This window comes from Chryseobacterium sp. P1-3, from assembly GCF_000738495.1.
In the GTDB taxonomy this organism is placed as follows: Bacteria; Bacteroidota; Bacteroidia; order Flavobacteriales; family Weeksellaceae; genus Chryseobacterium; species Chryseobacterium gallinarum.
The window spans coordinates 352,542-374,909 of sequence record NZ_JPEQ01000007.1; the positions used below are offsets into that span (position 1 = coordinate 352,542).

At 37.3% G+C, this 22,368-nt stretch carries 19 protein-coding genes and 2 pseudogenes; 10 read left to right on the plus strand and 11 right to left on the minus strand.

Annotated elements, in window-relative coordinates:
• The first annotated feature begins 1 nt into the window (after nucleotide 1).
• From hisH to HX13_RS10155, 5 genes are all read left to right on the plus strand, one after another.
• Nucleotides 2-580: an imidazole glycerol phosphate synthase subunit HisH gene (gene hisH / locus HX13_RS10135; protein WP_050020971.1), complete on the plus strand. Its 579-nt coding sequence runs from the start codon at nucleotides 2-4 to the stop codon at nucleotides 578-580.
• Nucleotides 580-1,302: a 1-(5-phosphoribosyl)-5-[(5-phosphoribosylamino)methylideneamino]imidazole-4-carboxamide isomerase gene (gene hisA / locus HX13_RS10140; protein ID WP_050020972.1), complete on the plus strand. Its 723-nt coding sequence runs from the start codon at nucleotides 580-582 to the stop codon at nucleotides 1,300-1,302. The genes hisH and hisA overlap by 1 nt, the downstream gene beginning before the upstream one ends.
• A complete protein-coding gene (hisF, locus tag HX13_RS10145; RefSeq protein WP_050020973.1) occupies nucleotides 1,295-2,047 on the plus strand; it encodes an imidazole glycerol phosphate synthase subunit HisF in 753 nt (250 codons plus the stop codon). Before hisA ends, hisF begins: the two co-directional genes overlap by 8 nt.
• Nucleotides 2,044-2,631 carry a bifunctional phosphoribosyl-AMP cyclohydrolase/phosphoribosyl-ATP diphosphatase HisIE gene (gene hisIE / locus HX13_RS10150; protein WP_050020974.1) on the plus strand — a complete coding sequence of 196 codons (588 nt, stop codon included), beginning with the start codon at nucleotides 2,044-2,046 and terminating at the stop codon, nucleotides 2,629-2,631. Before hisF ends, hisIE begins: the two co-directional genes overlap by 4 nt.
• 228 nt (nucleotides 2,632-2,859) lie before the next feature.
• On the plus strand, nucleotides 2,860-4,983 hold the full coding sequence (locus HX13_RS10155; protein ID WP_050020975.1) for a TonB-dependent receptor: 2,124 nt from the start codon (nucleotides 2,860-2,862) through the stop codon (nucleotides 4,981-4,983).
• A gap of 165 nt (nucleotides 4,984-5,148) precedes the next feature.
• Here the strand turns inward: HX13_RS10155 and HX13_RS10160 are convergent, their stop codons facing one another.
• The 7 genes and pseudogenes from HX13_RS10160 to thrS form a co-directional block, all read right to left on the minus strand.
• Entirely contained in the window at nucleotides 5,149-6,324 is a 1,176-nt protein-coding gene (locus HX13_RS10160) for a M20/M25/M40 family metallo-hydrolase (RefSeq protein WP_050020976.1), read from the minus strand.
• 200 nt (nucleotides 6,325-6,524) lie between these two features.
• Nucleotides 6,525-7,697, minus strand: coding sequence for a M28 family peptidase (locus HX13_RS10165; RefSeq protein WP_050020977.1), 1,173 nt, complete (start codon nucleotides 7,695-7,697; stop codon nucleotides 6,525-6,527).
• Between the two features lie 256 nt (nucleotides 7,698-7,953).
• Entirely contained in the window at nucleotides 7,954-8,298 is a 345-nt protein-coding gene (rplT, locus tag HX13_RS10170; RefSeq protein ID WP_050020978.1) for a 50S ribosomal protein L20, read from the minus strand.
• Between the two features lie 121 nt (nucleotides 8,299-8,419).
• Nucleotides 8,420-8,618: pseudogene (gene rpmI, locus HX13_RS22030) on the minus strand (50S ribosomal protein L35).
• Nucleotides 8,619-8,899: 281 nt separating this feature from the next.
• Complete coding sequence (locus HX13_RS10175) at nucleotides 8,900-9,721, minus strand: alpha/beta fold hydrolase (protein WP_050020979.1); 822 nt, start codon at nucleotides 9,719-9,721, stop codon at nucleotides 8,900-8,902.
• Nucleotides 9,722-9,985: 264 nt separating this feature from the next.
• On the minus strand, nucleotides 9,986-10,486 hold the full coding sequence (gene infC, locus HX13_RS10180) for a translation initiation factor IF-3 (RefSeq protein ID WP_115960727.1): 501 nt from the start codon (nucleotides 10,484-10,486) through the stop codon (nucleotides 9,986-9,988).
• A 157-nt stretch (nucleotides 10,487-10,643) separates the two neighbouring features.
• A pseudogene (gene thrS / locus HX13_RS10185) lies at nucleotides 10,644-12,555 on the minus strand (threonine--tRNA ligase).
• 424 nt (nucleotides 12,556-12,979) lie between these two features.
• Between thrS and HX13_RS10190 the strand changes: the two are divergent.
• A complete protein-coding gene (locus HX13_RS10190) occupies nucleotides 12,980-13,951 on the plus strand; it encodes a dipeptidase (protein ID WP_050020980.1) in 972 nt (323 codons plus the stop codon).
• A gap of 155 nt (nucleotides 13,952-14,106) precedes the next feature.
• Here HX13_RS10190 and HX13_RS10195 read toward each other — a convergent pair whose 3' ends face one another.
• Entirely contained in the window at nucleotides 14,107-15,651 is a 1,545-nt protein-coding gene (locus HX13_RS10195; protein ID WP_050020981.1) for a hypothetical protein, read from the minus strand.
• Between the two features lie 148 nt (nucleotides 15,652-15,799).
• On the opposite strand from HX13_RS10195, the gene HX13_RS10200 reads away from it, so the two are divergent.
• The 4 genes from HX13_RS10200 to leuB all read left to right on the plus strand — a co-directional run bounded on the left by HX13_RS10200 (nucleotide 15,800) and on the right by leuB (nucleotide 20,214).
• Nucleotides 15,800-16,963, plus strand: coding sequence for a 2-isopropylmalate synthase (locus tag HX13_RS10200; RefSeq protein WP_050020982.1), 1,164 nt, complete (start codon nucleotides 15,800-15,802; stop codon nucleotides 16,961-16,963).
• A 28-nt stretch (nucleotides 16,964-16,991) separates the two neighbouring features.
• Complete coding sequence (gene leuC / locus HX13_RS10205) at nucleotides 16,992-18,377, plus strand: 3-isopropylmalate dehydratase large subunit (RefSeq protein ID WP_050020983.1); 1,386 nt, start codon at nucleotides 16,992-16,994, stop codon at nucleotides 18,375-18,377.
• A 123-nt stretch (nucleotides 18,378-18,500) separates the two neighbouring features.
• Nucleotides 18,501-19,097 carry a 3-isopropylmalate dehydratase small subunit gene (gene leuD, locus HX13_RS10210; RefSeq protein ID WP_050020984.1) on the plus strand — a complete coding sequence of 199 codons (597 nt, stop codon included), beginning with the start codon at nucleotides 18,501-18,503 and terminating at the stop codon, nucleotides 19,095-19,097.
• Nucleotides 19,090-20,214 carry a 3-isopropylmalate dehydrogenase gene (gene leuB, locus HX13_RS10215; protein WP_050020985.1) on the plus strand — a complete coding sequence of 375 codons (1,125 nt, stop codon included), beginning with the start codon at nucleotides 19,090-19,092 and terminating at the stop codon, nucleotides 20,212-20,214. Before leuD ends, leuB begins: the two co-directional genes overlap by 8 nt.
• A gap of 381 nt (nucleotides 20,215-20,595) precedes the next feature.
• On the opposite strand, the gene HX13_RS10220 is transcribed toward leuB, so the two are convergent.
• Genes HX13_RS10220 through HX13_RS10230 form a run of 3 tightly spaced genes read right to left on the minus strand, consistent with a single transcriptional unit; the run spans nucleotide 20,596 to nucleotide 22,237 of the window.
• Nucleotides 20,596-21,201, minus strand: coding sequence for a DUF4230 domain-containing protein (locus HX13_RS10220; protein ID WP_050020986.1), 606 nt, complete (start codon nucleotides 21,199-21,201; stop codon nucleotides 20,596-20,598).
• 2 nt (nucleotides 21,202-21,203) lie between these two features.
• Nucleotides 21,204-21,767: a TlpA family protein disulfide reductase gene (locus tag HX13_RS10225; RefSeq protein ID WP_050020987.1), complete on the minus strand. Its 564-nt coding sequence runs from the start codon at nucleotides 21,765-21,767 to the stop codon at nucleotides 21,204-21,206.
• Between the two features lie 2 nt (nucleotides 21,768-21,769).
• Nucleotides 21,770-22,237 carry a nucleoside triphosphate pyrophosphohydrolase family protein gene (locus HX13_RS10230; RefSeq protein ID WP_050020988.1) on the minus strand — a complete coding sequence of 156 codons (468 nt, stop codon included), beginning with the start codon at nucleotides 22,235-22,237 and terminating at the stop codon, nucleotides 21,770-21,772.
• Nucleotides 22,238-22,368: the final 131 nt, after the last annotated feature.

A 22,368-nucleotide genomic window follows, 5' to 3' on the forward strand; every position in this document is an offset into this window, starting at 1 on the left:
GATGATTGCTATAATAAAATATAACGGAGGAAATGTCAATTCCGTTCAAAATGCTCTGAATCGGTTAAATATTGATTCGGTAATTACGGATGATCCTGAGCAGATCATAAAAGCGGATAAAGTGATTTTTCCGGGAGTTGGAGAAGCCTCATCTACCATGAAGCGGTTAAAGGAAAAGGGATTGGATGTACTGATACCCGATTTGAAACAGCCGGTCCTGGGAATATGCCTGGGAATGCAGCTGATGTGTAAAGACAATGAAGAAGGAGATACCGAAGGAATGGGGATCTTTGATATTAAGGTCAGAAAATTTCCTTCCCATGGCCTGATTCCTCATATGGGATGGAATGCCATTTCGGCTCAGGATGGGACATTGTTTAGAAAGGTTGAAGCCGGAAGCGATATGTATTTTGTTCACAGCTATTATTGTGAACTATCCGGTTTTACAACCTCGGTGTGTGATTATATCCTGCCATTTAGTGCTTCTTTGCAAAAGGACAATTTTTATGCGGTGCAATTTCACCCTGAAAAATCAGGAGAAATTGGCAGCCAGATTTTAAACAATTTTATAAGATTATAATGAAAATAATTCCGGCCATTGATATTATCGACGGGAAATGTGTACGCCTGTCAAAAGGAGATTATACCACCAAAAAAATTTATAATGAAAACCCTGTAGAAGTAGCGAAAGAGTTTGAAAACTCCGGTATTCAGTTTCTTCACCTGGTAGATCTGGACGGGGCGAAATCCAGGCATATTGTTAATCAGAAAGTACTGGAAGACATTGCCCGTTCAACATCCCTTCATATTGACTTTGGTGGAGGATTAAAAACGGAGAAAGACATACAAACCGCCTTTGATTCCGGTGCTCAGCAAATTACACTGGGAAGTATTGCTGTACAGGATCCCGGGTTTGGTTTCAGGATGATTGAGCAATATGGTCCGGAGAAAATTATTCTTGGGGCGGATTGTGAGAACAGAAAAATTAAAACCTCCGGATGGCTGGAAGAAAGTGATCAGGATATTATTGATTTTATCCTTGGATATCAGGAAAAGGGAATCCGGAATGTGATTTGTACCGATATTGCAAAGGACGGCATGCTGGAAGGTCCTGCAGCAGGTTTATATAGCGAGATCTTATCCAGAACTTCGGTCCGGTTAACCGCAAGCGGTGGAATTGCCAATATTAAAGATGTCTATAAAATGAAAGATCTCGGATGCTCCGGAACAATCATTGGAAAAGCCATTTATGAAGGTAAAATAAGCTTGCAACAACTTCAAAATTGTATTGAAAATGCTTAAAAAAAGAATTATTCCGTGTCTGGATATTAAAGATGGAACTACTGTAAAAGGAGTTAATTTTGAAGACTTAAAAAATGCAGGAGATCCTGTGGAGCTTGCCAAAAAATATGAACGTGAAGGTGCTGACGAGCTGGTTTTTCTTGATATCACGGCTACGATTGAAAACAGAAAAACATTTGCAGAACTGGTAAAAGAAATTGCAAAGGAATTAAGCATTCCATTTACTGTTGGAGGAGGAATTTCTATTGTTGAAGATGTTAGGAAACTATTGGAGGCAGGGGCAGACAAAATAAGCATTAATTCTTCGGCAGTAAAAAATCCGCAGCTCGTTTCTGAGCTTGCCAAAGAATTTGGCAGCCAGTGTATTGTTGTGGCCATTGATACAAAAAGAATAGGAGCATATGATTTTGTTCATATCAAAGGAGGAAAAGAAACCACCGCACTTACTACTATAGACTGGGCCAGGGAAGCAGAAAAATTAGGAGCAGGAGAAATTCTTTTGACCTCTATGGATGGTGATGGTACTAAAAATGGTTTTGATCTTCGCATTACAAAACTGGTTTCGGAAAACATTGGTATTCCTGTTATTGCTTCAGGAGGTGCGGGTAAAATTGAAGACTTTGTTAAAGTGTTCAGTGAAACGCAGGCAACAGGAGCATTAGCTGCTAGTGTATTTCATTTCAATGAAATGACTATCCAAGGATTAAAACAACAACTTAAATTAAAAAAAATCCAGGTACGATGAAAGTTAATTTTAATAAAGACAACGGGCTTGTTCCTGTTGTGATCCAGGATAACAGGACATTACAGGTTCTTATGCTGGGATATATGAATGAAGAAGCTTTTGAAAAAACGGAAAAGGAGAGAATTGTTACCTTCTTCAGCCGTTCCAAAAACAGGCTCTGGACAAAAGGAGAGGAGTCCGGTAATTTTTTAACAGTAAAAAGTATAGACATAGATTGTGATAGGGATACAATTTTGATAAAAGTGATTCCTGAAAATGTAGTCTGCCATACAGGAAGCTTTAGTTGTTTCGGGGAAAAAGAAGCCAAAGGATTTTTATATGAACTGGAAAATACAGTTTCCCAACGGATTGATCAAAAATCAGAGGGATCTTACACGTATTCTTTATACCAAAGAGGGATCAATAAAGTTGCACAGAAAGTAGGCGAGGAAGCTATAGAACTGGTAATTGAAGCTAAAGACAATAACGCTGAACTTTTTAAAAATGAAGCTGCCGATCTTTTATATCATTTTCTGATTTTATTGAAAACAAAAGGTTTTTCTTTAGAAGATATAGAGAGGACTCTTGAAAGCAGGAATCAATAGCGGCTGTGAGGTCTTCAATAGATTTACTTGAATTCCATATATGATGATTATCAGTTAAGATAAATATATTGATGTTAATTGGTAAATAATGTTAATTATTTTCGTTTAATACGGTTTATGGTGTTATTTTAAACATGATTTTGAAATAATGTATTTAAAAGGGATGAACTTTGATGATGATTAAAAAAAACTACCTTTGTTTTTAATTATTCTAAATAACATTACGGTATGAGAAAATCTATTTTTTTGATCGGCAGCCTTATGGTATTTTCCCATGTGACAGCCCAGAAAAAAGATTCGGTAAATCAAAACAGATTGGAGGAAGTAATTGTTACGGCATCCAGGACGCCTGAAATTGTCAAAAAAACAGCTTCTACAGTAAATATCATCAATAAGAAAGAAATTGCTGAGCAATCATTAATTTCTCCGGATCTCAGCACTATTCTGGCATATACAGTACCAGGACTGGCATTCGGAAATAATCTTGTCAGCAACAGGGGACAAACTTTGAGAGGAAGAAATGTTCTTATCATGATTGACGGAATCCCCCAATCCAGTCCTTTACGGAATAATGACAGGGAAATCAGAAGTATTGATCCCTCAGTGCTGGAACAGGTTGAAGTCGTAAAAGGAGCTACCTCGATCTATGGTAATGGAGCAGAAGGGGGAATTATTAATTATATCACGCAGAAAAGTATTTCAGACAAACCTCTTTCAGGTAAAACGGTATTGGGTTTTACCAGTCATGAGCTGTTTAATAACAAAATGTTTAAAGCAGATGGAGGGGCAGGATACAGGATTTCGCAAAGCTTCTATGGAAATGCAGGAAAATGGGATTATCTTGTCAACGGAACTTTTACTCAGAACGGGGTGAAAATAGATGGTGAAGGATTGGTTCAGAATCCAAGATATGGATTAGGAGAAACAGCCGTGAATAACGCCTTTGCTAAAATAGGATATAATATTAATACCGGCAGCAGACTGGAAGTGATGTACAACTACTATTCAAGTTTGCAGGATTCCAGGTATATACTGGATCCCGGTAAATACGGAGAGCGGCCTTCTACCGGGAAATTAGGAGAAAGGGAAGGAGTGAAAGAAGGAACAAGATACAATCACAACGGGTATTTTAAATACAGTAATAAAAATATTTTCCATCATACCAGCCTTACCACCATTCTTTATTTCCAGGACTTTTATACCATTTATGATTACCGCAATCCGCCACGATGGAAAACCGGCGGGCAGTCAGCTATTTTAGAAAAAAAATATGGATTCAGAGCAGATTTTAATACGGAATTTGGCCGGGATAACGGATTAAAGGGTTCATTAACTTATGGTCTGGATCTTTTGAATGAAAAAACGAGCCAGCCTCTGGTAGATGGGCGAATCTGGGTTCCTGAGATGAATATGATTGCTGCAGCACCTTTTGTGCAGGGGAAATTATTTCTTACCACTGATCTTACTTTAAAAGCCGGGCTTCGATGGGACAAGATGTCTGTGAAGGTGCCGGATTATACTACTTTACCATCCAATAAAGACATACCGTTCAATGTGCAGGGAGGAAGGCTGAATTATTCCAATTTATCTTACAATGTAGGAGTAAGCTATGTGGCATTTGATTTCTTTCAGCCCTTTACTTCTTATTCAAGAGGATTTAATATCTATGATTTAGGACGTGTGCTCAGGGATGCTAAAAGTAATGTTCTTAATGAGATCAATACAGATCCGGTAGTGATTGACAATTACGAAATAGGGTTCAACAGTAAAATCGGAACACATGTTGATTTCTCGGCAAGCTATTTTTATAACTATTCCAAACTGGGAGCAGACCTGGTTTCTGTGAATGGTTTCTGGACTCCTCTCCGGGCTCCGCAATACATTAGCGGAGTAGAGCTGGCGGTTACTGCTTATCCGGTACGAGGATTAACAGTAGGAACACATTATACGTATCAGGAAGGAAAAGTAGACGTAAAGAATGACAATAGCTACGGTAAATACCTGAGCGGCTTACGAATAGCCCCTGCAAGATTGAATTCTTACATTAAATGGAATGATAAAAGCCAAAACCTGCAATTGGGAATCTATCATATGTATTCGTTTAAAAGAGAAAAATTTGAACCGGCTGCTTCAGGAAAGTATGATGAAGGAGAAGGTCCTGTAAAGGATTTTAATCTGTTCAATTTCCAGGGAAGCTATAGATTCAATAAGTTAATTACTATCGGGCTGGGAATAGAAAATGTGCTCAACACTTCTTATTTTACACCTACCTCGATGTATACAGCACGTGACGCCGAATACGTAAGAGGAAATGGAAGATATTATACCGTTTCCCTTAACTTTAATTATTAAAAGATATTGGGTGTTTCTACTTGATTTGCAACTGGATAAAGAAAGTGTATCACCGTTAGACGATGCGGGTCAAAAATCGTTTAAACGAAAATAAGTTACAGGAAATTTCATAAAAAAAGGCCGTTTTCACGAGTCGTGATACGGCCTCTTCATTAAGACAAGGTCTTATTTCTCTATCAGAATATTTTTTGAGATAGTCTGTTCACCTACTGTTAAAACTCCGATATAAACCCCGTTTTCCAGGTTAGAAACATTAATCCTGGTTTCATTGTTTGCTTTAAGAACGGTTCTTCCCATCAGGTTTTTCATTTCAAAACTGAAATTACTTTCTTTGGAGCCGGGGAATTCTATATTTAAAATACTGCTTGCCGGATTGGGATAGATTTTTGTTGTTTCCAATGAATTTTTCGATGTCTCCCTGTTTAAGGGTAAAGTTGTGGAAGCTGTTGCAAAATGCTGCAAAGCCCCTACTGTTGCTTTTCCTATATTATAAACATACACCGGATCCATATTGGCAAAAGTGTCTCTGGATGAATGCGGATAAGTACTTCTGATCCTTTCAAAGAAACCGGTAATTACTTCTCCTTTTTGCTCAAAAGGAATATAATCTGAAGCTTCAGCCGGGTCTACTTCAGTCTGAAGAGGGGAATAGAGAGCCGTACAATTTCTAAGCTGTTGTGTCACCGCTGCAGAAGCGGCATTATTAGACGAAACACCTCCCTGATCTTCGTCACAATATACTGTATTATTGTTGTTTCCTCTTACTCCTCCTACCTGGTCAAGATTGAAAACCAATTTGATGTCCAGTTTACGGACCCCTCCCTGGTATACTATATTATTCACATAATGGCTGCTTCCTCTTAACCCTTGTTCTTCCCCGGAAAAGTGAATGAATTTTATAGAATATTCTGTAGGAACATCTTTTAAAATTCTTGCCGCTTCCAAAATGATAGAAGTTCCGCTACCGTTGTCATTGACCCCCGGGCCATAAATGGTATCGAAATGTCCGCAGATAATAACATACTTGTTAGGATAGAGCGTACCGGTTTTGGTAATAATCAGGTTTTTTGAACTTGTATTTCCGAAGGTAAAAGGACTTTCTACAATCTGGCTGGCAGTATATCCATAAGACAGATACTTGTTTTTAATCCAGTTTAAAGTGTTGGCATTTGCCTGTGAACCCGTGGTTTTTATGCCCAAATTGGCAAATTCCTGCAGATTGGCCGTAATATTTGCCTGGGTAACCATATCAGCCCTGTTTTTATAGGCCTGGATAAAAGTCTGGGCCGCCATACTCTGAACGAGTAGCGAAGTACATAATAATGTAGCAATTCTTTTCATAATATTTATTTGTTTTGGTATTGCTAATGTAATAATTAAATCCCAATACAGTGGTTAATTTTTTAGAAAATATGTTAAAATATTAATTATTTAGTTGTTAATGGGTGTTTTGGACTTGTTATGCATACTTTGACGCATCATAAAAAAAAGCCTCTGAAATAATCAAAGGCTTTGTATATACGAAGGCTAAAAATTATCTTTCAATCAAAATTTTTTCTTACCACAGTCTGATCATTTGCTTTTAAAATCCCGATATAAGCACCGCTCTCCAGATTGGTTACATTGATTTTTGCTTCATTTGTCCTTTTCAATAAGGAGCGTCCTGATACATCTGTAATTTCAAAACTGAATTTCTGTATTTTAGAATCAGGAAGTTCAATATGGATAGTATCCTTTGCGGGATTAGGGTAAATCTTTACAGCTTCCAACGAGTTTTTTAAACCTGTTTCATGTGTTCCAAGGCTGCTTGCAGATGCAACGGCAAAGTGTTGTAAAGCCCCTACGGTAGCCTTTCCTACATTATAAATGTATACAGGATCTGTATTGGCAAAAGTATCAGTTGGTTTATGAGGGTAAGTACTTCTTATCCTTTCAAAGAAGCCCGTAATCACTTCGCCTTTTTGTTCAAAAGGAATATAATCGGTATCTGCGGCGGGATCCACATCTGTTTGCAGGGGCGAATACAATGCAGTACAGTTTCTTAGCTCCTGGGTTACTGCTGCAGAAGCTGTATTATTATCAGGAATACCTCCCTGGTCCTCATCACAATAAATTGTATTATTGTTATTTCCCATCACCCCTCCAACCTGATCCAGGTTGAAAACTAATTTAATATCTAAAACACGGATGTTATTCTGATAGGCAACGTTATTAGCATAATGTAAACTTCCTCTAAGGCCCTGTTCTTCTCCGGAGAAATGAATAAACTTGATAGAGTATTCCGTAGGTACGTCTTTCAAAATCCTCGCTGCTTCCAGGATGATAGAAGTGCCACTTCCGTTGTCATTTACCCCCGGGCCGTTGATGCTGTCAAAATGCCCGCAGATAATAACATATTTATTAGGATATACCGTACCGGTTTTGGTAACGATTAAATTTTTGGAACTTGTGGTTCCGAATGTGAAAGGATCTTCTGCAATCTGACTGGCAGAATATCCATACGAAGTATACTTGTTTTTTAGCCATTCCAGGGCATTGGCGTTGGCCTGTGAACCGGTTGTTTTTATTCCCAGATTGGCAAATTCCTGAAGATAGGTGGTAATATTTGTCTGGGTAACCATATCGGCTCTATCCTTATAGCTTTGAATAAAACTTTGGGCGTTGGTGCTTTGTGCCACCACAGATGCAAATAAAAAAGCAGCGATTTTTTTCATTTATTTACTTAACTTATTTTCTGATTGCTAATATAGCAAATAATAAGATTTGTTTTTATATATAGTGGGTGTTTGATGTAGTTTTAATGAAATTTTATTAAAAATAGAATGTATTCTATACAATTCACTTTTTGTACGAATTAAATTTATTAAATTGGTTAAAATGATTCTCTTTTTATGCTTCGCAAGGGATAAACATGAAAAAGGTCCCGGGCTTTGCCCGGGACTTATATTGATAACAAAATAGTATTCTACATTATTTTACTTGATCTACAACAGCTTTGAAAGCTTCAGGGTGATTCATTGCTAAATCTGCTAAAACTTTTCTGTTAAGCTCAATGTTGTTCTTTTTAAGAGCTCCCATAAATTGAGAGTAAGACATTCCGTGCTCTCTGGTTCCCGCATTGATACGAGTAATCCAAAGTGCTCTGAAGTTTCTCTTTTTCTCTTTTCTACCACGGTAAGCATATTGCATTGCTTTTTCTACCGCGTTTTTAGCTACAGTCCAAACGTTCTTTCTTCTTCCGAAATAACCTTTAGCTTGCTTAAAAATTTTCTTTCTGCGAGCTCTTGAAGCTACGGCATTTACTGATCTTGGCATAATTTAAATTGTTTTTTTGAAATGTGCGACAATCTGTTTCATTGTACTTGGCTGCTCCATTTCAGGGTTAAAATTTTGAATTTGTTTGAATTCTTATAAACCGAATATAGATTTATAAAAACTACTTAATGGCTAATTGACGTTGAACGCTTTTCTCATCCACTTTAGCTACGTAAGAAGTAGTAGTAAGATTTCTCTTCTGCTTAGTTTCTTTCTTAGTTAAGATGTGGCTTTTGTAAGCGTTTTTTTCTTTTGATCTTACCTGTTCCGGTAAGAGCAAAACGTTTCTTAGCACCTGATTTCGTTTTTAATTTTGGCATTGTTTTGCTTTTTTTATTGTTTTGTTATCAATATCTGTTTTGGTTACTCCCAAAAGATATCAGGAATAATAGTCTGCAAAATTAAGAAAAAAAAAGTGATATACAAAAGACTCCGGGTTATATATTAAGATGATAGCCATGCAAAGCTTCGGTTTTTGTAAAGATAACCTTGAGCTTTCAGCTTTATATCATATTGACTTTATTCTCTGATCCTTTTATTCCGAATATAAATGCACGGATAAGAGGAATCCGTGCATCGTATATATTGTCTGCTTAAAGAACTATGATGTAAAGAAAGCCAAAAGGTCTTTGTTAATTGTTTCAGCTTCCGTTGTCGGCATGCCATGAGGAAAGCCCGGATAAGAAATCAGTTTTCCGTTTTTAAGTAGGGTAGCGGCCACTTTTCCTGTTGTCTCAAACGGAACGATCTGATCATCTTCACCATGCATAACCAATACAGGAACATCTACACTTGTAAGGTCTTCCGTAAAATCTGTTTCCGAGAATGCCTTGATACAGTCGTAGTGAGCTTTAATGGAGCCATTCATTCCCTGTCTCCACCAGTTTCTCTGAATGCCTTCCGATACTTTTGCACCTTCTCTGTTGTACCCGTAAAAAGGAAAAGTGATATCTATAAAAAACTGTTGCCTGTGTTTTGCCGTATTATTTCTGATATCATCAAAAACGGACATAGGAACTCCATTCGGATTATTTTCATTCTGAACCATAATCGGGGTCACTGCACTTACCAGAACAGCTTTGGCAACTCGTCCGTTACCATGCCTGGCAACATATCGTATTACTTCACCTCCTCCGGTAGAATGCCCTACGTGGATCACATCTTTTAAATCCAATGCTTCAACAATTTCTGCAACGTCCGAAGCATAAGTATCCATGTTATGTCCGTAAGGAGTCTGTTCAGATCTTCCGTGACCTCTTCTGTCATGAGCAATTACCCTGTAGCCCTGTTCTAAGAAAAAGAACATCTGCGCGTCCCAGTCATCACTTGATAATGGCCATCCGTGGTGAAAAAAAACAGGTTGTCCTTTTCCCCAATCTTTGTAGTAAATCTCTGTCCCATCTTTTAATGTAAGTGTGCTCATTGTTTCTTTTTTAATGATTAATAAATAGTGTATTTGACTTTTTATAATCACAAATGTAGATAGAAAGTTTTCACAATATCTTGATCTAAGATAATAACTGATTAAAATTTTAAAAAACAATAATGAAATATCAATGCTATTATTTTGAATAAACTAATCTCATATCATAATAATAAATATATGCAATCAGTTAACGGGAAATGCTTGGTACAATAAAAAAAACCTCAAATTACTTTGAGGTTTGTATGTAAAATAATAGTTGAATTATTTTGCCGGTTTTTTAGGACTCATCATCATAATCATCCTTTTTCCTTCAAGTTTAGGAAGCTGATCTACTTTACCCACATGCTCAAGTTCCTGAGCCAGTTTTAAAAGCAAAATTTCTCCCTGGTCCTTAAAGATAATCGAACGTCCTTTAAAAAATACGTAGGTCTTTAGTTTAGAACCTTCTTCAAGGAATTTCTCAGCATGCTTTTTCTTAAATTCATAATCATGGTCATCAGTCTGAGGTCCGAAACGGATCTCTTTTACCACCACTTTTACCTGCTTAGCTTTAAGTTCCTTCTGTTTCTTCTTTTGCTCGTATAAAAACTTTTTATAGTCTAATATTCTCGCAATGAATGGTTCTGCCTTATCGGAAATTACTACAAGATCCAATTCCTGTTCAGAAGCAAGCTGTCTTGCTTTGTCAATTGGATACACTCCCGGCTCTACGTTATCGCCCACTAAACGAAGCTCTCTCACACGAATTTTATCGTTGATCAAGTGAGCGTCCTCTTGTACCGGACGTCTCTGTGGGCCCCTGTTGTTAAATCTTTGTGCTATTGTATTATAATTTTATTGGTTAACTTTCTATTTAAAATACTCAAAAATTAATGATTAAAGATAATATCAGTTTTAATCCTTTAATCTTAAATTTTTATTAAATCGCTGCCTCCTTTTTGAAGTAAGCAACAAAATCCTCCATCTTCATTACTCCAAGATCTCCTTCACCACGTCTTCTTACAGAAATCGTGCCTTCTTTTTCTTCATTTTCTCCTACTACAAGCATGAAAGGAATCTTCTTCAATTCTGCATCACGGATCTTTTTACCGGTCTTCTCGTTTCTGTCATCAATCTGACCGCTAATATCGTGATTTTCCAAAAATTGTGAAACTTTTTTTGAATAATCTACATATTTTTCACTGATAGGTAGAATAATAAATTGATCAGGGCTTAGCCATAATGGAAAATCTCCTGCTGTATTTTCTAATAAGATGGCAATAAAACGCTCCATAGAACCAAAAGGAGCCCTGTGGATCATTACCGGTCTGTGTTTTTCATTATCGCTTCCGATGTAATGAAGATCAAATCTTTCCGGCAGGTTATAATCTACCTGAATGGTTCCAAGCTGCCATTTTCTTCCTAACGCATCTTTAACCATGAAATCAAGCTTAGGTCCATAGAATGCAGCTTCCCCATATTCAATTACAGTTTTCAGTCCTTTCTTTTCTGCAGCATTGATGATTGCGTTTTCTGCTTTCTCCCAGTTTTCGTCCGATCCGATATATTTTTCTTTGTTGTCAGGATCTCTCAATGATACCTGGGTGACAAAGTCTTCAAATCCTAAAGATTTAAATACATAAAGAGTAAGGTCAATTACTTTTTCAAACTCTTCAGAAAGCTGATCCGGAGTACAGAACAGGTGGGCGTCATCCTGAGTGAATCCACGAACCCTTGTTAAGCCGTGAAGCTCTCCACTTTGTTCATATCTGTATACCGTACCGAATTCTGCATATCTCTTAGGCAGGTCCCTGTAACTCCATTGTGAAGTTTTATAAATTTCACAGTGATGAGGACAGTTCATTGGCTTCAATAAGAATTCTTCTCCTTCATTCGGCGTTTTTGATCGGCTGGAAGCTGTCTGCTCCATACTTATCCCAGTGTCCGGAGGTTACATACAATTCCTTAGCCCCGATATGAGGAGACATAACGAATTCATAACCACCTTTTTTCTGAGCTTCAGAAAGGAAATTTTCTAATTTTCTTCTTAAAGCAGTTCCTTTGGGTAGCCAAAGCGGTAAACCTGCACCTACTTTTTCAGAAAACGCATAGATTCCCAGCTCTTTACCTAATTTCCTGTGATCTCTTCTTTTCGCTTCTTCCAGTCTTTCAAGATATTCAGTAAGATCTTTCTGCTTAGGGAAAGAAATACCATATACTCTTGTCAGCTGAGGATTGTTTTCATTTCCTCTCCAATAGGCTCCCGCTGCATTTAAAATTTTAACAGCTTTTACGATTCCCGTATTAGGAATGTGACCACCACGACACAAGTCTGTGAAATTATCATGGGTTACAAAAGTGATTTCACCATCATTAAGGTTAGAGATCAACTCAACTTTGTAAGGGTTATCTGCATAAGTTTTTAAAGCGTCTTCTTTAGAAACAGGATATAATGAGAATGTAGAACCTTTCTTTGCATTTTCAAGGATTTTCTTTTCAATTTTCTCAAAATCTTTTTCAGATAAACTTTCGTCACCGAAATCTACATCATAGTAGAAACCGCTTTCAATTGCCGGACCGATGGTCAACTTAGCATTAGGATAAAATTCAAGGATTGCCTGCGCCAGAAGGTGGGCAGATGAATGCCAGAAAGCTTTCTTTCCAAGATCATCATTCCAGGTCAAAAGCTGTACCGTAGAATCCGTGGTTATAGGTGTGGTCGTCTCTACTTGTTTACCGTTAACAATTGCGGAAATGGTATTTCTAGCCAATCCCTCGCTTATAGATTTTGCCACATCTAGAGGAGTCACTGCTCCCTCGAATTCTTTGACACTATTGTCTGGAAGTGTAATTTTTTATCATTGTATACTAAGAAATTTTTAAGATGCAAAAATACGCATTTTTTTAGATAATATACTATATGAAGACCTATTTAGATGAGAATTAATATTGATACTGATCCGTTCGGACATAAGGCCTTTTTTATGTCCGGTATTTTATATATCATCAATATGCATACATCAGGTAACCTGTGGTCTACGATATTGCTAAAAAAAACAGGCTGTTAAAGGACTTCTGATAAGCCAGAGAAAATCATAGATATGTTAAATTTTATACGCTCATTATAAATATGATAAACAATGAATAATAGTAGTAATTTAAACACCTGAAATAATATACTCAATTAATATGATTCAATCATCCGGCAGATTATTTCATTACCGTACAGTTGACCGTATTATTGGATTTTGAGAAATCATTTAAAACTAACTCATAATGAATATGATAAACATTGATTTGCATTGCGACCTCCTTTATTATTTATTACGATCCAATGCTGCCCTTGATGACAGGGAAATAGGTTGTTCTTTACCATATTTAAAAGAAGGAAATGTGGGACTTCAGGTAATGGCCATTTATTCGGGAACGGGAAAAGACAGCACAGTATACGGATTAAAGCAAAGCCGGTTGTTTTCAGAATTGGTGAAACATGAAAATTTTTTCCTTTTCAATACGGACAATTATAAAAATCATGAAAACGAAAATCGGGTAGGAGTGATTGCTTCTATTGAAAATGCCTCTTCTTTTTGTGATGAGGATGAAAGTCTTGATACAGGATTTAAAAAGCTTGAAACAATCATTGAAAATACACAAAAAGTTTTGTACATCGGAATTACTCACCATCTGGAAAACCGGTTTGGAGGAGGAAATAATGCAACAGCAGGATTAAAAGATGATGGAAAAGTACTGATAGACTATATTTCTGACCGGAAAATAGCCATTGACCTGGCCCATACCAGTGATCAGCTGGCCTATGATATTTTTAATTATATTGATCAGAAAGGGTATTCAATTCCTGTCCTGGCGAGTCATTCCAACTACAGAACGGTCTGTAAAAACAACCGGAACCTTCCTGATGAACTGGCCAAAGAAGTGATCAGGAGAAAAGGACTTATCGGCCTGAACTTTATCATGGATTATATTGACCTTGAACACCCCGAAAGATTATATGAACACATCCAATATGGTCTGGATCTGGATGGGAAAGAAGCGATTGCTTATGGAGCCGATTACTTTTACTGGAAAGACCATCCGGACACTTCCCGCCACCCGTTTTTCTTTCCCGAACATGCTAATGCTGCAACCTATCCGGCCATCAATAAAGAAATTGAACAACGCTTTTCCCATGAAATTATGGAAAAAATCAGTCATAAAAATGTATTGAATTTTATAGAAAGGAATGGATAGTGTAAGCAGAAAGATAAAATAATTTCCTTCCATAATATAATGTATAACAACAAGTCTATACTCTGTAATAGTCAGTTCTATCTCAGATAAGATCACTGGGCTTTAAAACGGAGTAGCAGGTAAAGTCAATGCCTTTTCGTTTCAACAACATAAAACTAATTTTTTCTCTTATACTTCACTTTCTGCTTGATAATCTCAATTACATCTACATTTTGAACCTTAGACCTGATCCATCCGTGAATGTCAATATAAAATAATGACCTTCTGTAATATTCGTTGCGGGAAAATTCTTCCAGTTTTTTGTCAAAAGCTTCAAAAGCCTTTTGCTGCTGGTCTAAAACCTGGTTATTCAGGTTCTTAAAAAACTGTATACTTTCAAAATGGAACTCTTCCGGTTTTTTCATTTTCTTGGCAAACTTTAAAGTAGAAGCTACAAACTCATCATAATCCTCATCATTTCCTGATTCATACTTAGCCATCAAAATCAAAATGCGGGTATGGAAAAGAAGGTCTTCCTGCACATTTCCTTTTGATTCTATCACTTTCATGGAATATGCGATTGATTTTGAGAACATTTTGCTTCCGAAAAACATGGCGGCCATTTTCAGGTATAGGATCATAAAATGGTGTTCGTCAATTCTTTCACGGAGTTTTTCCATTTTAAGTTCAATCTCAGGAATGAGTTTGGTTCCTGTGAAAAATTCACCTTTTACAAAATGAATATTCATCAATGTATTGTAATGGGTAAGAAAGACAAGAGACTGAAGGTTTTCATTCTGGGCAAAACTTTCAGAATTCACGGTTTTATTAAAGTTTTCAAAATGTTCTTCTAGGATATCTATATTCCCATACAGGAATAAAATCTTTAAGAGGTAAGTATTTCCTTTAATGTACCAGACAGGATGGCTGAAAATCATTTCAGGCTTTTTGTGGAAGAGATCTACCCATTGATAGGCATATTTTAGCGTATACTTATAATCCTGCAAAAGCTGGTTTTTCCATACATGGGCTTTAAAATACCAGAGCTTTTCTGTAAAATTCAGTTTTTCAAGCCTGATATTCTTAATCTGGGAATTAAAAAAATCAAGGACCTCCTGGCGGTCTGCGTCATTTTTTACATAGCCGTGGGTAAGCATTTCACTGTATAATTTCAGTGAAAGATTGGAAAGCTTTGTGGTATACCGGTTTTGCCTGCTGATTTCCTGGGATTGCCTGATCAGTTCATCAGCCCGGCCGTCAAAACTCCTGGTAATAAACTGTGATTCAATAACCTTTTCCAGGTCGATGATCTCAGATGCAATGCTTTTTTCATCCAGTTCCAGAGCAGATTGTTTGGTTTTATCCAGTATTTTCAACGCTTGTTTGTACAATCCTTTCTGATACAGAATATTAGCGAAATCCAGCTGTTCCCTCAGTTGAATTCTATAATTCTGATGACTGGGATTGGTACGAAGACTGATTAAAATCTGTTTATAAAGATGTGCTTTGAGATTAGAAAGCTGCTGCTTGGTGGATATTTTCTTCTGGATAATAATATTTTCATCATATTCTTTCATTTTGTCCATTTCTGAAAATAACAAAAGAAATTTGGCGTCTACATTGATACCAAGACGGTTAACATACAGTTTAAACTGTCGTTTTTCTGAAGTGTTCAATGACTTTATCAATACAAACAAAAAATCTTTCTGCAATTCTGCCATTGTAAATTTTTATATGTTAAAATTCTGGTTAATAATTAGATACATCTGTTTCTCCAACTGTTGAATATTGTAATTTTCAAAAAAACTGAAAACGGAAAAATATTGCAAGCTGTAGTTTTGAATCAAAATTAAGTAAAAAACTTTAGTTATGAATTCCGAAAAAATTGAAATTTTTGATACGACATTGCGAGATGGGGAGCAGGTCCCGGGATGTAAACTGAATACGGAGCAAAAACTGATTATTGCCGAAAGACTTGATGAGCTAGGGATTGATATCATTGAAGCCGGATTTCCTATTTCCAGTCCGGGGGATTTTGAGTCTGTTTCCGAAATTTCAAAACTGGTAAGGAATGCAAAAGTATGCGGGTTAACCAGAGCTAATAAAAAAGATATTGATACGGCTGCTGAAGCCCTGAAGTTTGCCAAAAGACCAAGAATACATACAGGAATAGGCACTTCGGATTCTCATATTAAATACAAATTTAACTCTACAAGGGAAGACATCATAGAACGGGCTGCTGAGGCAGTACGGTATGCCAAAGGGTATGTGGAAGATGTTGAATTTTATGCTGAAGATGCGGGAAGAACAGACAACGAATATCTGGCCCGGGTATGTGAAGCCGTAATTAAAGCGGGAGCCACCGTATTAAATATTCCTGACACGACTGGGTATTGTCTGCCTGAGGAATATGGGAAGAAGATAAAGTACCTGAGAGAAAATGTAAAAGGAATTGAAAAGGCGGTACTTTCATGTCATTGCCATAATGATCTCGGACTTGCCACTGCCAATTCTATTGCCGGGGCAATCAACGGAGCCCGGCAGATTGAATGCACGATTAACGGACTGGGAGAAAGGGCAGGGAATACAGCCTTGGAAGAAGTAGTAATGATTTTAAAACAACATAAAAACTTAAATCTTTACACAGATGTCAATTCCAGGATGCTGAACGAAATGAGCAACATGGTTTCCGATTTGATGGGAATGTCTGTACAGCCTAATAAAGCCATAGTAGGAGCAAATGCTTTTGCCCACAGCTCCGGAATTCATCAGGATGGTGTGATTAAAAACAGGGAAACCTACGAAATTATAGATCCTGAGGAAGTAGGGGTGAACGCCTCTTCCATTATTCTTACAGCAAGAAGCGGACGTTCCGCATTAGCATACCGTTTTAAGCATATAGGCTATGATGTTACTAAAAATGAACTGGATTATCTGTACCAGGAATTCCTGAAAATAGCTGATCTTAAAAAAGAGGTGTGCAATGATGATCTGGCCCGGATCATGGGTAGTTTTAGCAGAAAAATAGGGTGAGTTTGATTTAAAATCAAGTAAAGTAAAAATGAATAACGAGAAAAAGACACTTTTTGATAAAGTTTGGGACGCTCACGTAGTGGAAACAATTCCTGACGGCCCCCAAATCATATATATTGACAAACATCTGATCCATGAGGTAACAAGTCCTCAGGCTTTTGCAGAGCTGGAGTCGAGAAACCTTGAGATTTTCAGGCCCGCTCAGATCGTAGCCACAGCAGATCACAATGTCCCTACACTCAATCAGGATTTACCCATCCGCGATGAGTTATCAAGAAATCAGGTTCAGCAGCTTACGGAGAATTGCCGGAAAAATAATATCGAATTATTCGGACTGGGACATCCTTATCAGGGAATTGTCCATATTATTGCTCCGGAACTGGGAATTACCCAACCGGGAATGAGCATCGTTTGCGGAGACAGCCATACTTCAACGCACGGAGCGTTCGGAAGCATTGCCTTCGGAATAGGAACAAGCCAGGTAGCCCAGGTATTTGCCAGCCAATGCCTTCTTCTCAGTAAACCGAAATCAATGAGAATTACGGTGAATGGAAAATTGAATGATAACGTTCAGCCTAAAGATGTGATTCTTTATATTATTTCAAAAATCGGGACCGATGGCGGAACAGGATATTTCTGTGAATATGCCGGAAACGTTTTTGAAGAGATGTCGATGGAAGGTAGGATGACCGTTTGTAATATGAGTATTGAAATGGGTGCCAGAGGCGGAATGATTGCTCCTGATGAAACCACTTTTGAGTATGTGAAAGGAAGGACATTCGCCCCGCAGGGAGAAGAGTGGGAAGAGAAAGTGGAATATTGGAAGTCTTTAAAAACTGATGAGGGTGCCATCTTTGATAAAGAATTGGTTTTCGATGCTGCTGATATTTATCCTATGGTTACTTATGGGACAAATCCGGGAATGGGGATTTCTGTCCGGGAAGTAATTCCGGTACCCCAGAATGAGTCAGAGGAGAAGGCATTACAATATATGGGTTTAAAAGCTGGCCAGGCCCTTTCTGATATCAAAGTGAATTATGTATTTATAGGAAGCTGTACCAATGCGAGGATTGAAGATTTCCGTTCGGCAGCGCAATATATTAAAGGCAAAAGCAAATCTGAAGCCGTAAAGGCTTTAATCGTTCCGGGATCCCAGCAGGTTGTAAAACAGATCTATGAAGAAGGGCTGGATAAAATTTTCAATGATGCAGGATTCCAGATCCGTCAGCCCGGATGTTCGGCGTGCCTGGCGATGAATGATGACAAAATACCCGAAGGAGAGTATTGTGTTTCTACTTCGAACAGGAATTTTGAAGGAAGGCAGGGACAAGGAGCAAGAACAATTCTGGCAAGTCCGCTTACTGCGGCTAAAGCAGCCATTGAAGGCAGAATTTCAGCTTATGAATTCAACTAAAAAGGAGTTTTAAAAATATATGGAACCACAAATAAGAGATGATAACGCTCTAAGTAGAAAGATATTATCTGTTTACATAAAAGAACGTATGCTTTTGTGGTTCTAATCCAAGAAATAAAATACATGCAAAAATTAGTTATTATAAAATCCAGTGGTGTTCCGTTGCCGGCAGAAAATATAGATACGGATCAGATCATTCCCGCAAGATTTTTAAAAAGTATTGATAGAAAAGGTTTCGGTGAAAACCTGTTCAGGGATTGGAGATTTAATATTCATACGGGAGAACCGAATCCCGATTTTGTTTTAAATAATCCCGTTTTCAAAGGGGAAATCCTGGTAGCCGGGAATAACTTCGGGTGTGGAAGCAGCCGTGAACATGCTGCGTGGTCCCTTACGGATTATGGATTTAAAGTTATTGTTTCCAGCTATTTCGCGGATATTTTCAAAGGAAATGCCTTAAATAACGGGTTGCTTCCCGTTAAGGTTTCTGAAGGTTTTTTAAAAGATATTCTAAAAGGAATCAATGAAAACCCTGAAAGTGAAATTGTGGTGGATGTTGAGCAGCAGACTATCAGCTTTAATGGAACTATGGAGACTTTTGAACTTGATTCTTATAAAAAGATATGCCTGATGAACGGTTATGATGATATTGACTTTTTAATCAGTAAAAAACAGGCAATCAAGGAATTTGAACTTAAAACACAAACAACAAATGCATAGAAATTACTTTAAAATTGCAGTTCTTCCCGGAGATGGGATTGGTCCTGAAGTGATCCGAGAAAGTATTAAGATATTGGATGTCATCGCTGAAGTTTTTCAATGTCAGTTTCAATTTGAGTATGGTTCTATTGGAGCGGAAGCTATTTTTAAAACCGGAGACCCATTGCCTGAAGAAACTTTAAAAATCTGTAAGGAATCCGACGCGGTCCTTTTTGGAGCAATAGGCGATCCTGCATTTGATAATAATCCTGAAGCGAAAGTAAGGCCTGAACAGGGATTGTTGAAACTGAGAAAAGAATTGGGTTTATTTGCCAATATCCGCCCTCTTCAGACATACCCTTCGCTTATTGAAAAAAGCCCGCTGAAAAGAGAAGTTATTGAAGGGGCAGATATCCAGATCTTCAGGGAACTGGTAAGCGGGATTTATTTTGGAGAGAAATTTACAGATCCTGAAGGTTCTTATGCCTATGATGTTTGCCAATACAGCAGGGAAGACATTACCCCGATTGCTCATATGGCCTTTAAAGAAGCTCAGAAGAGAAGAAAGAAACTTACACTTATTGACAAAGCTAATGTATTGGATACTTCAAGGCTGTGGAGAAAGGTCTGCCAGGAAATTGCACCGGAATATCCTGATGTGCAGCTGGACTACATGTTTGTAGATAATGCAGCCATGCAGCTGATCCTTAATCCTAAACAGTTTGATGTTATTCTGACCGAAAATATGTTCGGGGATATCATTTCTGATGAAGCAAGCGTAATTGGCGGTTCTATCGGGTTACTTCCGTCTGCCTCCATAGGTGAAAATAATGCCCTGTTTGAACCTATCCACGGATCCTATCCACAGGCAAAGGGTAAAGGAATTGCCAATCCTGTTGCCTCTATCCTGAGTGTTGCCATGATGCTTGATCATCTTCAGCTTCATCAGGCAGCGGATAAATTAAGACAATCGGTAGAACATGCCATTGAAAATAAATATGTTACTATTGATCTTAATACAAAGCAGCATTATTCTACCGGTGAGGTGGGAAGCTTTATTGCAGATTATATCAAATATTCCGAGAAATCGTATTATAACTTTGAAAACGTGAAAATCGGAAAATCAACTATCGTATAATTTTTATAGTCCACTTAAATAAGATTAGTTAGAAGAAAAGTACTGCTGTGAAGCAGTACTTTTCAATTTTATCCGGTAATAATCCAGTAGGAGATTATTCTTTCGTATTATCCGTTTTTCCTGATTTATTCTTTGAAGCTTTCTGAACATCTTCTTTATCAATATCAGGAGGGTTGGCTTTTTTTGATGAAGCAGGAATGTTTTGAAAATCCTGATTCTGTTTTTTAGTTTCTGCAGTATTGGCAGATGTATCCTTTTTTATTATTTTCTTTTGAATTCATGACTTTAAATTTTTTAATTAATTTCAAGAATCTTGATTTTAATATTCTTCAAAGCGTTTGCCAAAGTAAATAAAGGACCGTAGTTTCTTTTATTACCGTATCAAAGATTTAAAATGCCGATTTTGCCGGTTTTATCTTCTATGGTATAGTTTAAAGCTTTTGCCAAAACAAAGATATTATCGAGATTTTCCAATAATTGTTTACGGCCCTGGCTTCTCAGTTGATTCTGATCAATAGATTTAATAGCAGTTTCTTTGGCTTTTTCCGTTACGTTTTTAATATCTTTCTCTGTAATCCTGTTGAAAAATGAATCATCCAGGGATTGAATTTCAACGCTTGGGGTGATTCTGATATCTGCATCAGGAAGTTCGGTGATCACCAGCTTTTTGTTGATAGAATCTACCTCGATCTTCATTTTATTAAGATCATAGGAAACCTGTGCATTGGTTTTGGTATAGGTAATAATGCTGTTGTTAGACACTTCCTTTCCAAATACTTCATAGCCCATCTTGGTTTTCTGCATACTGGATGTGTTTTGCTCTATCACCACCATTTTATTCATCTTGGAAATCTGGTTGGTCAGAATATAATAATCTGATTTTTCCGTTTTTCCACCCATATTCAGGCATGATTTAAGACCAAAAAACAACAGCAGTACAACACCTGCACCTGCCAGAAACGATATAATTACTTTATAATTTCTCAAGTTTATTTAAAAATTTCTTTGATTACAGATGAATCGTTCTTTTTCAAAATTTCTGCCAAATCTCTTTCAATATATCCGCTAGTAGGCATCTCTACAATTCTTCCCACTTCCTTCCCGTATCTTTTGACAATGATGGTAGGAACTTTCTGGACATTATAAAGACTTTCGTCTCCGGTGGGAGATTCTTTTTTACGGTTAACCGCAATAATGGTAAGCTTACTGTCGGGATAACTTACTTCCTCCAGTATTTTCATTAGCCTTGGGAAATCTCTGTGGCTGTCTTCACACCAGGTACCTATGAAAACAATCATGTCATAAGAACTGATTCTTTCCTTTTTCAGTTCGCTGATAGCTTTCTGATCAAGGGCGTATTCATCATGTTCTTTTACATACCAGTCGGCATAAGGAGCTTTTAAAAACTGATCCTTAGACTGATGTCCTAAAAGCATTTTTCCATCCTTTTGGGACTCTACCTCGCGGTTAATAACTACTTTTTGGGCACTCAATTGCTGGGCAGCAAAAAAGAGGCTCGAAAAGGCAACAATATGGGTAATAAATTTTTTCATATTTATTTTTCAATAATTGATTTTAAATCGGCAGGAGAGTAGTATTTGTTCTTTAATACTTTATGATCAGCACGTCTGTAAACATTTAGTTTTTCTCCGGACTTTTCATAAAAAGATTCTACTCCTTTTTCTTTATAAAATTCAACCGTTTCTTTTGCCTGCTCTTCATTATCACAAGCCTTTGACATATTGGAACGCTGAACTTCGTTGAATAATTCTACAAATTTGTTGCCAAGCCCGAATTCAAGCACAGCACCACTCAAAACATACTGAAGATCACAAAGTGCATCAGCAATTTCTACAATATTCTGGTCGGCAATAGCCTGTTTTAATTCGTTTAATTCTTCCTGTAGAAGCTCTACCCTAAGGTTGCACCTTTCAGGAGAAGGAATTTGTGGGGTATCTAAAATAGGGGCTTTAAAAGTAGTATGGAATTCTGCTACTTGGTTCAGACTATCAATTTTATCCATGAATTTTTTTTATTTACGCAAAGATAGAAAACGATTTGTAAATTTTGAAATGTACAGGGGAAAATGTACGGCTGCAGGAAGTAAAAGCGGTGTTATCTTTTCAAGACTTATGATCGATAAAATCTACAACC

Coding starts and splice junctions, on each gene's coding strand:
- leuC (WP_050020983.1), top strand. CDS start 16,992: ATGAATAACGAGAAAAAGACACTTTTTGATAAAGTTTGGGACGCTCAC.
- HX13_RS10160 (WP_050020976.1), bottom strand. CDS start 6,324: ATGAAAAGAATTGCTACATTATTATGTACTTCGCTACTCGTTCAGAGT.
- hisA (WP_050020972.1), top strand. CDS start 580: ATGAAAATAATTCCGGCCATTGATATTATCGACGGGAAATGTGTACGC.
- hisF (WP_050020973.1), top strand. CDS start 1,295: ATGCTTAAAAAAAGAATTATTCCGTGTCTGGATATTAAAGATGGAACT.
- hisIE (WP_050020974.1), top strand. CDS start 2,044: ATGAAAGTTAATTTTAATAAAGACAACGGGCTTGTTCCTGTTGTGATC.
- HX13_RS10155 (WP_050020975.1), top strand. CDS start 2,860: ATGAGAAAATCTATTTTTTTGATCGGCAGCCTTATGGTATTTTCCCAT.
- leuB (WP_050020985.1), top strand. CDS start 19,090: ATGCATAGAAATTACTTTAAAATTGCAGTTCTTCCCGGAGATGGGATT.
- HX13_RS10230 (WP_050020988.1), bottom strand. CDS start 22,237: ATGGATAAAATTGATAGTCTGAACCAAGTAGCAGAATTCCATACTACT.
- HX13_RS10225 (WP_050020987.1), bottom strand. CDS start 21,767: ATGAAAAAATTTATTACCCATATTGTTGCCTTTTCGAGCCTCTTTTTT.
- hisH (WP_050020971.1), top strand. CDS start 2: ATGATTGCTATAATAAAATATAACGGAGGAAATGTCAATTCCGTTCAA.
- HX13_RS10195 (WP_050020981.1), bottom strand. CDS start 15,651: ATGGCAGAATTGCAGAAAGATTTTTTGTTTGTATTGATAAAGTCATTG.
- HX13_RS10175 (WP_050020979.1), bottom strand. CDS start 9,721: ATGAGCACACTTACATTAAAAGATGGGACAGAGATTTACTACAAAGAT.
- HX13_RS10190 (WP_050020980.1), top strand. CDS start 12,980: ATGAATATGATAAACATTGATTTGCATTGCGACCTCCTTTATTATTTA.
- HX13_RS10165 (WP_050020977.1), bottom strand. CDS start 7,697: ATGAAAAAAATCGCTGCTTTTTTATTTGCATCTGTGGTGGCACAAAGC.
- leuD (WP_050020984.1), top strand. CDS start 18,501: ATGCAAAAATTAGTTATTATAAAATCCAGTGGTGTTCCGTTGCCGGCA.
- HX13_RS10200 (WP_050020982.1), top strand. CDS start 15,800: ATGAATTCCGAAAAAATTGAAATTTTTGATACGACATTGCGAGATGGG.
- rplT (WP_050020978.1), bottom strand. CDS start 8,298: ATGCCAAGATCAGTAAATGCCGTAGCTTCAAGAGCTCGCAGAAAGAAA.